Here is a 12,522-nt window from a genome sequence, read left to right as displayed (position 1 = left end):
GCAAACCTCTTTAATGGATTTATTTCTCTGCAATCCCATCCAAATGACGAGCCATACTGCTTGTTGGGCCGGTAGCCGACGCCTTCTGATACTCGCTTTAGATGTTTCATAGAGAGCTTGCTCTATCCATTCAAGTTGAATGGCATTAATTACAGACTCATAATTTTTGCCATCTTCAATAGTATCATGAGCTAGAACTAACTCTTCAGCCAACATAGAAAAATCCCCACTAACAAAGTTAGTGGGGATTATCATACGATCCCAGGATCGTTCAAGTCTCTAAACCGATCGGCATTACAGCATTTGTGCTGGGGTTTTGAATGTGGCGGTGAGTGAGAGATTCGAACTCTCGATACGTTGCCGTATACACACTTTCCAGGCGTGCTCCTTCAGCCACTCGGACAACTCACCGAAATAAATTGTGGTTGGTTTCGATAACCAACGAGGCGCTAATTTAATGATTCTATTGGGGTAGGTCAAGCTTCTTTCGGAAAAAAAGTCTTGCTCGTTGATCGTTTGATTATTTAATAGCTGATTCGAGCGGATTTTCTCCGCTCGTTAGCTTTGAGGTATTATAGATGGCTAGCCGCAGTAGTCGTTAAGAGAAACGGTAAGAACATCTAAATCAGACTGGGCTGGCGCTTCTTTATGAGAGAGTTTCTCTTGTACCGCGTTAAGGGTTTGTATCAATAAATCGTCTTTGGGATTAGCAATTTCGTTTCTTATCCGTTGGAAATACTCTTCAGCATTCACAAAATCTTTATCATCCAGAGCCATAAAAAAGTTAACCAGAAGAGGTTCCATATGTTGTGGATCTACTTCTTTTCTCTCTCTCAGGCCTGGCTTGTATTGGTATAAACGGTCAGAAAAGCGATACAAAGCATCATCAAGCTCTGTTTCATCAATAGGTTTGGATATGACATAATCAACGCCAGAACCGACCATACGCTCGCGAGTCTCTTTAAACACATCAGCTGTACAGCCTAATATAACGATTTTTGCCTTTGAACTGGTCAAGGCCCGAATCGCTATAGTCGCCTCAACACCATCCATTATTGGCATGTGGTTATCCATTAAGATTAAATCGTAATTATTGTTTACCAACTTTTCTAAACAAATCTCACCATTTTCAGCCACTTCACACTCAAAGCCTTTGCTCGTCATAAAGGTGTTCATAATGATGGCATTGGTTCGGTTGTCTTCAACGATGAGCGCTTTTAGGCCCTGATAATTAAGGTTATTGTGCTCTTCTATTTCAAGAGAATGTGGCTCACAAGGTTCCATACCCAATGTAACTCTAAAACTAGTCCCGATGCCAACCTCACTGGTCACCGTTATCTCACCACCCATGAGTTCTGCGATTTGTTTAACGATTGCAAGACCGAGACCAGTACCGCCAAATCGCCTGGTTGTCGATGATTCTGCCTGCTCAAATGGACTAAAGATTTTGCTGTGCGCTTCTTTTGCAATCCCTATACCGGTATCACGAACTTTAATTTCTAGGAAGTTATGGCCTTGTTGACTGAACTCGCGAAAGTAGACTTCCACATAACCACGTGATGTAAATTTTACCGCGTTATTAAGAAGATTAAACAAGACTTGGCGAAGACGCGCTTTATCTGACATATACCAACGACCCTGAGGAACTTCAGAGTAGACTTTAAATTGCAGTCCTTTTTCAGCACACAAAGTAAAGTAGACGCTGTTCACGCTGCCCAATATAGACTCGAGCGGGAAAGGGTGTTCCTCCAATTCCAGAAAGCCTTGCTCAATTTTTGAGAAGTCTAGAATTTCATTAAGTAAAGTCATCATATGATCGCCCGAGTCATACAAGGTTTTCATATGCTTTAGCTGCTCTTTGCTTAAGTCAGTTTTCATTAAGATTTGCGCCGTACCCAGTACGCCGTTCATAGGTGTGCGAATCTCGTGAGACAGTGTTGCCAAGAAGGCACTCTTGGCTTTTGTCGAAGCCTGAGCTTTTTGTTTTTCTTGTTCCAAAAATTTGGTTTTTTGATTAAAGTTATCAATCAGTTGGCGAATTTCATCTTGGCTATTGTAGCGCACTTCTATGGCTCCAGTACGCGAGTCATTGACTTTTTCAGCGATGAGCACGATTGGAGAAATAAGGAAGCGATTGATGAGCACATACCCCATTACCACACATAACAGCATTATGGGAATTATGCCCGCTTCGACTTTTGTTACCACGTAAAACGCTTCTTCATCCACTAGGCGATTGGCATTCACAACGTCGATATTCCATTGAAAATCGCCAAATTCTGTACTGCTCATGTATATGTTTTTTACAACCTGAAAATTGTAGTCGGTAATAACATCACCGTAAGAGTCTCTAAGTACAATACCTAACTCGTAATCTTGAGCGTGTTCACTAACAAATTCGACCAAACTCTCTAATGACACATCAATGGTCGCAACGCCAGCTGGCGCACCGTTTCGAAAATAAGGTGATGATGCCGTGATCATTTGCACGTGGGTAAAGGGGTCAATATACACTTGCGACCAAATCACTGTGCCTGGAGGTTTATCAACCACAGAGGTATACCATATCTCATTGTCATAACCACCCGACTCAGGGTTATCCCATGAAAAGACCTGATCGACTAAGCCGTCGCTAGCACGGTTAAAGAACAAGCTGCTGTATGCTTTTTTCTTATCAATTGAGTATGGTATTGGCCAAAGCCCACCGCTGACTACCACGCCATCAAACACCGAAAACAGCTCGTAAAGCATTTCTGCCTGATGCGCTTGAGATTCATCTGTATTACCAATACCAACCACGCTCTGCAAAATACCAACAGAGCTATTGAGCGGCTCTTCTATTTCACTGGCAATCAACTCAGTTCTCAAGTCGAGATTCTTTTCCAATTGCTCTCTAATTGGTGGCTCAACAACGAGATAGCTCACTGAGCCAATGATCGCAATCACGATGGCTAAATACACAGTGAGGGCTAAAAAGCTCTTTCTTTTTAGCGAAGAACGTATTTCCATAAGCCTTTGAATTTTTACCGTTTGGCTTAAATTATAGCGAATATACGCAGGCTGTGGCCTTTTTATGTCTGGTTTGGACTGTTAATATTATCTCAAATTGACATGACCGCTTGGTATTTACTTTGACATTAAACGAAATACTCGCCCAACCCGAGCTAAAAGATAGACTTATTAACGAGCCTAAGACTCAAGGTTTTGTAACTGCCATGGCAGCCGCACCTAACCTGCTTCCTCCTCAAGAGTGGATTCCTTTTCTTTGGGGAGGTGAAGAAGTCGCCCCATTCGGCGATGGTGAGCAGCTCGAGAGCTACATTGAATTAGTTATTGCGATGTGGAACGAATATCGCCCAGACCTTCTTGAAGATCAGTGGGTGTGGCCAGATGAATGCAAGCTTGATGATGCCGATATTGTAAACCAAGAAGCTCGCGATTTTTGTGAAGGCTTACTTCAAGGCTGGCAGTTAACCAAAGATGACTGGGAAGCTATCATGCCTGAAAACAGCGAAGACAACGCGTTACTTGGTGGTGTTTTGTTATCGATTAGTATGCTTTATGATCCAGAAACTTGCCTCGCAACACTGGCTGAGCAAGGGATTGAAGGCTTGGAGCAGTTTGAAGAAATCTTCAATGCAATCCCACCTATGCTGTGTGGGCTCACTGCTCGCGGCGCCTTACTGGTCGATCAAGATATGTAACGTAAAAGCCGGCGCTGAAACGCCGGCTTTTTGTTAGTCTCGCGTTAAGCACGAATATAATGTGGATAACGAGCTAAATCTTGAGTAATTAATGAACTGCCTTCACGAATGGATATGCCAACGTCCTTGTCACTACTTTTCCTTCAATAACTTCCAGTTAAAAGCATCTATACGCTCATCAGCGATATAAAATAAACGACTGCCAGCTGACACAGAGGTTGCCAATTCAGGGTTAAGCTTAATACCAGAGCCAGTATCTATGGCGATCAGGGTTGCTTGATATTCTTGCTTGATAAATGTGAAAAGAGATTCAACACGAGTGTCAGCCGCGTCTTGAGGGTAAAGCACGGAATATTGAGTCATGCCTCGAGTGGAAGCCAGTAGCTCTTGGTGAAGTGCACTAGAACCTGGATCTACCGCCGATTTAGCAAGCATTTCAGCACCTACCGCCGGAATACATTCCGCTTTTGGGCAATGCTGACTGAGTAAATGGCCTAAGGCTTCATCTTTAAAATATGCCAGTAGATGAGCATTAGGGTTGATATTGGAGCAATAAAGCGAGGCTGACAACGTAATATCATCTTCAAGGTTATCGACAATGATGCAGCTTGCCTGATCCACATTGGTTAGTTTCATTTCTTGGGAATCCGTGTAACTGGTCACTTTAACAAAGCCAATTTGACCAGGCAACGGATTTTCAATCTCAGAACGACAGCACAAAACAATCGGACGTTTCCCCTCTTCTTCATGCTGCAACATACGAATGAGGTGTATTGTACGCTGGCCATTCCAACCCAAAAGTAATATGTGATTATCCATCCTAATTCTCCGCTTGCCTAGTATGCCTGCCCGCCAATACTCTATTGCTCCAGATGCCGCTCGCCCCAAAACCGCAGCAAATAAGCTTAAACCACCTGGAATGACAAATAACGCGACGACCCATTTTCCTGCATTCGATGAAGGTGATAGGTCGCCATAGCCCACAGTCGAAGCGGTCACCATCAAGTAATAAATAAACTGTGAGCCATTTTGTGTTAGATCAGCTTCGCCAGCAAGCCAAAGCAGCCACCATGAAAGCCCAACATACAGAACGCTTAAAATAAAAATATTTTTATTACTAATATGAAAGACATGCGACTCAAACCATTTTTTGAAGACTAACCATATGCCCATAAGTGCACCATAGATTCAGTAAGGTGGACGAATATAAAACAAACTAAGGTTTATCAAAGATAAACAACAGTCACAAACCTATAAATGTGATTTATATCAGGTTATTAGTGTTTAACACAAATACAATCGCAAAACGTTGTTATGAGTCATTAGGCTTTGTCGAAACTGCTGTTGAGAAAGGAGAACGCTCTTGGGACAGTCAAGTTTGGGACCTGATCACTATGGAAATGCGATGTTGAGAGATTATTTAGTGGAGCCTTAGTGGCTCGTTTTATACAAAGCGACACACCAGGTAACTAAATGGAGTTAATGATTTAGAAACTTAACTGACGTAGCACTTAGCTGTAATAACCAACATGAGAGTTTAATTACGCATTCATATGCCCTATATTGACCATTCTCCTATCAAGGGCTTTATTTTATAAACTGTTGACATTTACAATAAAAATATATATTTATTAGATAGATAGAATGCTTATTACTCTTGGCTTAGAGCTTTAATGTCGGTGTGACGTACTAAGTGGCAGCTTTAATGTACATCAAAATATGACAAAACCCGTGTTTATTTGGATAGTTTAAAGCGCAAAACTGGTAGAGTGCACTAAAATGAAACCTGTTGCATTAACCAATCTGTCAATTTGCCTTGTTGAAGGCCAAAGAGATTTAAGGAATAAGGCCATGCCACTACCAACAAACGTCAGTTACCCCATGCCCAGTAGGACATCATTTTTAAACAAAACAGACTGGCAGCTAGAAGCCAACAGAGCTGTACTTCTAATACATGACATGCAGCGCTATTTTGTTGATATCTACGATCCAGACTCTGTTTTGCTCCCCACTTTGTTAGGCAATATTGCCAAGATCAAAGACTGGGCAAAACAAAAAAACATTCCTATTGTCTATACGCAAATAACGTTTAACACCATAAGCCATGATCATCCTTTAATTGAGGATTTTTGGGGCTTCGAGGAAATCCCTCCCTGTTCAAAAATAATTACCCCCTTTGTTGCTCCCGAAGAAGGAGACGTCTTAATTGAAAAGTCACATTACAGCGCAATGCAGTCTGACGAATTAGCTCAGCACCTTAAAGAGTTGGGTCGAGACCAGCTTTTAATCACAGGTTTGTATGCTAACTTGGGCTGCAGAATCACAGTCACAGATGCACTTGAGAAAAATATACAAGCTTTTCTCGTTAGTGATGCGATAGCAGATTTATCATATCAAGATCATCTTAACGCACTTAGCTATGTAGCTAACTACACAGGTTACGTGATTAATACACAGACAGTATTGGAGCCAAAGACAGTGCTAAGCTATCAATGGCTTTATGAAAAGGTACAAGCCCTACTCGATGACCCTAGAGGACTCGATCCGGAAAAAAGCCTTCTCAGCTATGGCTTCGATTCCAAGCGAATGATGCAAATTGCCTCAGATCTAAATCAGATTGGCATCACCATTGATTACCAAGAGTTAACTCATGATCCCAGTGTGGTTAATTGGTGGGCACTATTAGAAGAAAAGAAAAGAGCGATAATCATAGGCTAGTAGAACCCCATGACAAGTTAACTTAAGGCGCATAAAAACTTTATGCGCCTTATCATTTTCAACTCATAACAATAGGCTAAATAATGAAGTTATCCAATGATGATCTTTGTAAGCTCAATGAATTTTGGCTTTACTGCAAAGAAAATCAACATTTTAATGTCGGTTATCCAGAATCTGCTGACTTTGACTATTCGGTTCTCGAGAAATTCTTGAAATTCTCAATAAATAACTGCGGAGATTGGCGAATTGGAAATAATTTCAAGCTCAATACTTTTGAATTTGAACGAGAAGTAATGGCATTCTTTTCCAAGTTATTTAAGATATCCAATAAAGAGAGTTGGGGTTATATCTCTAACGGTGGAACTGAAGGAAACTTATTTTCATGTTACCTAGCCCGTGAACTGTTTCCGACTGGAACTATTTATTACTCCGAAGAGACTCATTACTCGATAGCAAAAATAGTCAAGATGCTCAATATTCCCGCTAGAAAAATATCTTCGTTATCTAGTGGGGAAATCAATTACGTACACTTAATAGAACAGATACAAAGCGACAAGCAAAGCAACCCCATTATTTTTGCCAATATTGGGACAACTATGCGTGGGGCAACCGATGATATTGAGCGAATCCAACATGACCTTTCTGTATTAGGGTTAGATAGAGAGAATTATTATATCCACGCTGATGCGGCACTAAGTGGTATGATTATGCCGTTTGTTGACGACCCACAACCGTATTCTTTTGAAGATGGTGTTGATTCAATCAGCGTCTCAGGCCATAAGATGATTGGTTCACCGATCCCATGCGGTATTATACTAGCCAAGCGTCGTATGGTGGAGAAGATCTCTGCCGATATTGACTACATATCATCTCGGGATCAAACTGTCACTGGCTCAAGAAACGGTCATAATGTGCTGTTTATGTGGACAGCTATTAAAAGCCACTCTACAGCTGATTGGCGAAGAAAAATAAATCAGTGCTTTGAAATGGCTGACTATGTTATTGAAAGACTCCAACGAGCCAGTATCAAAGCTTGGAGAAATAAAAATTCCAATACCATTGTCTTCCCTCGACCTTCCGACTGGGTTTGGCGTAAGCACTGCTTAGCAACCTCAGGCGATGTTGCGCATATTATCACCATGCCCCACATAGACAGTAAAGAGCAGTTAGACCCGGTCATTGAAGATATCATTTCTGACTTGCAACCTAATTATGGAATACTTAATGTCTGCGGGCAGAATTAATGAAACTAAACAGGTCTCTGCGTGTTTGATTTAATTCAATAATCGTATTTAATGGAATCTAAGTTTGTATGTTTAGAACTCGCAATTGTCACTTGCGAGTTCTATGTTTGTCATAAGTCATAGAAACCCACAAAATGAGGGTTTCAACGCCATAGTAAGGGTCCTCATATGATGTCTTTAATCTTTCTTATGCTCTTTATAGCAATGCTTTGTGCCTTTACCGGTAAGAAGTCTTTGGGCTTTGGCGTGTTTGCCATAACGGTGTTAGTCAGCGTGTATTGGTTCCATCATCATGCAAATGATGCGCTTTCTATTTTATTGTAAGGGTAAGCGCTATGAATCGTGATCACGTCAGTCTACTCAATACCTTGGGCCTATTTGGTATGACTTTAGTGCTATTAATTGGGTTTGTTCTCCAATTTGCACTAAATGAGCTGCCCTGCCCGCTTTGTCTCCTTCAGCGCATCGGTTTTATCATGGTGATGTTTGGTTTCTTGCTCAATGTAAAATACGGCCCTGAGCAGCGCCACTATGGAATTGTACTAATAGGCGCACTATTTGGCGCAGCAACTTCACTTCGCCAAATTTCCTTACATGTCATTCCGGGAACACCTGGCTATGGCAGCCCTATTTTGGGTATGCATTATTATACTTGGGCATTTGTCTTGTTTGCCGCAACTATTTTTGCCGTCGCGGTACTCTTAATGATGTGGCGTGAAGAATGGAGCTCGAAACCTTTCACCATGAATGGCCTTGGTAAATGGGTTTGCTTGCTTGCTCTAGCAGTCGTGGCACTAAACATACTGTCCACTTTTGCTGAATGTGGACCCTACCAGTGTCCGGATAACCCTGTCAGTTATTGGCTATTAAGTTAACTTCCCGGGAAAACAAAAAAAGCCAGCGTTCAAGCTGGCTTTTACAATCTATATTGTTTAACTCGGATACTTAAGCGTTACCTTTTACTGTAAGATTCAGCTGCTCAGCAAAATCAAGCATGCGATTCAGTGGGATGAGAGATTTTACTCTTAGCGCTTCATCAACAAAAATTTCATGCTTTTCTCCACCCTGAGTCAGCGCCTCTTCAATAGCCTGAAGGCCATTCATCGCCATCCAAGGACAATGAGCGCAACTTCTACAAGTCGCACCCGCGCCCGCTGTAGGCGCTTCGATTAATTCCTTCTCTGGCACCAATTGTTGCATTTTAAAGAAAATACCTTTGTCTGTTGCAACAATCATCTTGGTTTGAGGCAACTCTTTAGCCGCTTTAATAAGCTGACTTGTTGAACCAACCGCATCAGCCAAAGCAACCACACTTGCAGGAGACTCTGGGTGGACTAAAACGGCCGCATCTGGGTATACGGCTTTCATTTTACGTAATGCATCAGCAGAAAACTCATCGTGAACCACACACTCGCCATGCCAAAGCAGCATATCTGCCCCAGTTTGATTAGCGATATATGAACCTAAGTGGCGATCTGGCCCCCAAATGATTGGTTTTCCCTCGGCATCGAGGTGCTCGACAATATCCAACGCAATACTGGAAGTCACTACCCAATCAGCTCGGGCTTTAACGGCCGCAGAAGTGTTAGCATACACAACAACGGTATGATCTGGATGAGCATCGCAAAATTCTGAGAATTTATCAGCAGGACAGCCTAAATCAAGGGAGCACTCTGCCTCAAGTGTTGGCATAAGGATGCGCTTTTCTGGGGTCAATATTTTCGCCGATTCTCCCATAAAGCGAACACCGCCAATAACTAAGGTACTAGCAGGGTGACGATTACCAAACTTTGCCATCTCTAATGAATCGCCAACAAAACCACCTGTCTCTTCAGCCAATGCCTGAATTTCAGGATCCGTGTAGTAGTGCGCAATCAGCACCGCATCTTTTTCTTTCAGCAAAGACTTTATATTTTTTATGTGTGTCTGCTTTAGTTCATCAGACAACGGGATAGGCTTGGGTGGAAATGGATAGACGGTTTCAACTGTATCTAAAATGTGGCTCATTGCTCTTGCTCTAGGCAACTTTTAATAATCCGCATATTCTAACCCCACTGAGTTAGGGATGCCAGTTTCAAGCATAATTAGTTGCCAAGTGTTCAATACTATGACAAAAAAGGAGCGATGTACGCTCCCTATTATCTATTTGATCCGCTCTTCGGCAAGCTTAGCTGATGCACTGCTAGGGTATTCATCAATAACCTGCTGATAGTACTTAGTCGCCTGTGTGGCATTATCATTGCGCTTTGATATATCCCCAAGCTTAACTAAAGCGTCGGCCCGTTTATTGGATTTGGGATATGAAACAACTGCAGCAAAACTCTTAACAGCTTCTTTGTCTTGCTTTTTAGCAAAGTAAAGCTGTCCTAGCCAATAGTGCGCATTAGGAGAAAAGGTAGAATCTGGATAATCTTTTTGGAACTGTTGAAACGCTGAAATAGCACCCGCATAGTCACGCTTCTTTAAGATAAGATCGACAGCGTTTTGATAAGCGGTTTGCTCATCAACGTTAGTACTAAACTTACCTTTAGGTGCAGCACTTTCTTTGGCCGCTTCAGCAACAGGAGCCGAAGTCACTTGTCCCCGAAGTTTATCAAGCTCGATAAAAAGCTCGCGCTGTCTCTCAAGCATTTGCTGCATATCGTAGCTATTTTTTTCAAGCTGACCACGAAGATCATTAATCTCCAGTGCCATATCGTCAAGCTGCTGCTGCATTTGCAGTTGCATACGATTACGATTTTCGAGCAAGCGCTCAAGACGTTGAACCTCTGTTTCATTTGCCGAACTGGCAGAAGAAGAGACCAAAGCATTATTGCCACTCACGTCTGATACTGGAGCTGGTACAGCGAACACAGGGCTCGCTGTACTTGCCAGCAACATAAGCGTAATGAGGCGCTTAAGGTTACTGAACATATGGCTTATCCTTGATTAGTATACTAGAACCGCACGGCGGTTTTTAGCGTATACATCTTCAGATTGACCCATTAGAAGAGGCTTCTCTTCACCGTAGCTCACGATAGAGATCTGATCAGCTTGAACACCTAGAGCTTGCAGATACTTAGCAACGGCGTTTGCGCGGCGCTCACCAAGTGCAATGTTGTATTCTGGAGTACCACGCTCATCAGCATGACCTTCTACCGTCACTTTCATTGATGGGTTTTTGCTTAAGTAAGAAGCGTGAGCAGCCAACATTTCTTCGTAGTCACTAGCAATAGTAGAGTTGTCAAACGCAAAGTAGATAGTTTGAGACTCACGAAGCGCCTGCTCTTTTAGCTCTTCTTCAGAAAGCTGACCATTTTCACCAATTGGCGAAACCACTGTGGTATCAACACCGTTTGCTGAGCTAGAAGTTGATTGGTTCGTTTCAGAGCCAGTAGAATTTGCTGCGTCATCGCTTGAACTACATGCTGTAACTGCAAGTACTGGCAGCGCAATTAATAGCCCTTTAAGAACTTTGTTTAGTTGCATTGTTATATTTTCCTTCGTTTTGATACATATTACTGGCTACAAATACGGTGACCATGCCGGGGCACGCACACGACCATTTGTTGCTGGTAATCGAGCTTTAAAGCGTCCATCGATCGAAACCATCGAAAGTACGTTAGTTTCGTTATAGATGGAACTGTAAATTACCATACCACCATTAGGTGAGATGCTCGGTGATTCATCTAGCAAAGTTTTGGTTAAAACCTGAACAGACCCTGTTTCCAAATCCTGTTTTGCTAAGTGGAACCCGGAGTTGGTGCGATTGACCATAACTAAGAACCGCCCATCTGGCGTGATCTGCCCACCCAGATTCTGACGTCCCTGCCAAGTCAAACGATTCGTTGAACCACTCGCCAAATCTACTTTATATATTTGTGGTTTACCACCCCGATCTGAGGTAAAGATCAATGATTTACCATCAGGATGCCAAAAAGGTTCAGTATTATTTGATCTGCCACGCGTAATTTGGGTCAACTTACGAGTATTCAGATCCAATGTATAAACCTGTAAGCTGCCTGTTTTAGACAAAACTAGCGCGAGTTTATTGCCATCTGGGGAAAACCGTGGCGCGCCATTATGACGAGGATAAGAAGTGATCTTTTCACGTTTCCCCGTGTAGATATTCATAATGAATATTTCAGCTTGGCCATTTTGGAAGCTAACATAAGCGAGCTGTTTCCCGTCTGGCGACCAAGCAGGTGACATTAATGGCTGTTTTGAGCGCAACACCAATCTTTCGTTATAACCATCATAATCGGCAACTCTTAATTGATAGGCATAGCTGTCCTTGTCATTAACTACCACATAAGCGACACGAGTTAAAAATGCGCCGCGCTCACCCGTTAGTTCTTCATATACTAAATCAGAAATACGATGTGCGTACTCTCGTAATCTCTCACCTGGCACAGTCGCACGCTTACTAAATAGGATATGATCCTTTGACACCACCAACTCCCCATCAGAGCTCAAAGCTTTACTTTGACCTTGGGTCAGTTGTCCTCGAACAACATCAATCAGCTGATATTGGATAACATAATCGCCTGCAGCATTTTGTGTAATAGTTCCGGTTAACAGTGAGTCAACACCTAAACCTGTCCATTTTTCAAAATCAACTTGGCTATCACTGTATGGTGTTTGTGGCATCTTACCTGTAGGTACCGGGCTAAATTTACCACTTCTCTGTAGGTCTGAAGCTATGACCGCGGAAACATCATGAGGCAAAGGTGAAGCACCTTGCCATTTAAACGGCACAATAGCAATTGGCCGAGCTGAATCAATACCGTCTGTAATGACCAGTTCTAAAGCCGCATTGGCTACCTGAAATACGCTCATCGCAATGAGCAACCACCCTAATACTAGTCGCTTAAACA

General features: G+C 42.4%; 12 protein-coding genes and 1 tRNA gene. 5 read left to right on the top strand and 8 right to left on the bottom strand.

Going from position 1 to position 12,522, the window contains the following annotated elements; all coding sequences use genetic code 11:
• The 3 genes from DPF90_RS15165 to DPF90_RS15155 form a co-directional block, all read right to left on the bottom strand.
• The coding region (locus DPF90_RS15165; protein WP_205395164.1) for a transposase domain-containing protein at positions 1 to 216 on the bottom strand (216 nt) is incomplete at its 3' end.
• Positions 217 to 323: 107 nt separating this feature from the next.
• Positions 324 to 411, bottom strand: a tRNA-Ser gene (locus DPF90_RS15160).
• A gap of 171 nt (positions 412 to 582) precedes the next feature.
• Positions 583 to 3,009, bottom strand: coding sequence for a hybrid sensor histidine kinase/response regulator (locus DPF90_RS15155; RefSeq protein WP_114787175.1), 2,427 nt, complete (start codon positions 3,007 to 3,009; stop codon positions 583 to 585).
• Positions 3,010 to 3,131: 122 nt separating this feature from the next.
• On the opposite strand from DPF90_RS15155, the gene DPF90_RS15150 reads away from it, so the two are divergent.
• The gene (locus DPF90_RS15150; RefSeq protein ID WP_114787174.1) at positions 3,132 to 3,704 is read left to right on the top strand and encodes a UPF0149 family protein; all 573 of its coding nucleotides are present in this window, start codon (positions 3,132 to 3,134) and stop codon (positions 3,702 to 3,704) included.
• 132 nt (positions 3,705 to 3,836) lie between these two features.
• Here DPF90_RS15150 and DPF90_RS15145 read toward each other — a convergent pair whose 3' ends face one another.
• Positions 3,837 to 4,877: a potassium channel family protein gene (locus tag DPF90_RS15145; protein ID WP_114787173.1), complete on the bottom strand. Its 1,041-nt coding sequence runs from the start codon at positions 4,875 to 4,877 to the stop codon at positions 3,837 to 3,839.
• Between the two features lie 678 nt (positions 4,878 to 5,555).
• On the opposite strand from DPF90_RS15145, the gene DPF90_RS15140 reads away from it, so the two are divergent.
• The 4 genes from DPF90_RS15140 to DPF90_RS15130 all read left to right on the top strand — a co-directional run bounded on the left by DPF90_RS15140 (position 5,556) and on the right by DPF90_RS15130 (position 8,541).
• Positions 5,556 to 6,422 carry an isochorismatase gene (locus DPF90_RS15140; protein WP_162814043.1) on the top strand — a complete coding sequence of 289 codons (867 nt, stop codon included), beginning with the start codon at positions 5,556 to 5,558 and terminating at the stop codon, positions 6,420 to 6,422.
• Positions 6,423 to 6,505: 83 nt separating this feature from the next.
• A complete protein-coding gene (locus tag DPF90_RS15135) occupies positions 6,506 to 7,666 on the top strand; it encodes a histidine decarboxylase (protein ID WP_114787171.1) in 1,161 nt (386 codons plus the stop codon).
• Between the two features lie 168 nt (positions 7,667 to 7,834).
• A complete protein-coding gene (locus DPF90_RS20360) occupies positions 7,835 to 7,990 on the top strand; it encodes a DUF5993 family protein (RefSeq protein WP_205395198.1) in 156 nt (51 codons plus the stop codon).
• 11 nt (positions 7,991 to 8,001) lie between these two features.
• Positions 8,002 to 8,541, top strand: a complete 540-nt coding sequence (locus DPF90_RS15130) for a disulfide bond formation protein B (protein ID WP_114787170.1) — start codon at positions 8,002 to 8,004, stop codon at positions 8,539 to 8,541.
• A 70-nt stretch (positions 8,542 to 8,611) separates the two neighbouring features.
• On the opposite strand, the gene nadA is transcribed toward DPF90_RS15130, so the two are convergent.
• The 4 genes from nadA to tolB form a co-directional block, all read right to left on the bottom strand.
• Positions 8,612 to 9,673, bottom strand: coding sequence for a quinolinate synthase NadA (gene nadA / locus DPF90_RS15125; protein ID WP_114787169.1), 1,062 nt, complete (start codon positions 9,671 to 9,673; stop codon positions 8,612 to 8,614).
• Between the two features lie 135 nt (positions 9,674 to 9,808).
• The gene (ybgF, locus tag DPF90_RS15120; protein WP_114787168.1) at positions 9,809 to 10,579 is read right to left on the bottom strand and encodes a tol-pal system protein YbgF; all 771 of its coding nucleotides are present in this window, start codon (positions 10,577 to 10,579) and stop codon (positions 9,809 to 9,811) included.
• A gap of 15 nt (positions 10,580 to 10,594) precedes the next feature.
• Positions 10,595 to 11,134, bottom strand: a complete 540-nt coding sequence (gene pal, locus DPF90_RS15115; protein WP_114787167.1) for a peptidoglycan-associated lipoprotein Pal — start codon at positions 11,132 to 11,134, stop codon at positions 10,595 to 10,597.
• 36 nt (positions 11,135 to 11,170) lie between these two features.
• Positions 11,171 to 12,484 carry a Tol-Pal system beta propeller repeat protein TolB gene (tolB, locus tag DPF90_RS15110; RefSeq protein ID WP_420855774.1) on the bottom strand — a complete coding sequence of 438 codons (1,314 nt, stop codon included), beginning with the start codon at positions 12,482 to 12,484 and terminating at the stop codon, positions 11,171 to 11,173.
• Positions 12,485 to 12,522: the final 38 nt, after the last annotated feature.

The organism is Vibrio tetraodonis (assembly GCF_003350295.1).
GTDB classification, from domain to species: Bacteria; Pseudomonadota; Gammaproteobacteria; order Enterobacterales; family Vibrionaceae; genus Vibrio; species Vibrio tetraodonis.
Note: the sequence above shows the minus strand (reverse complement) of the source record. Positions and strands in the feature narration are given on the sequence as shown.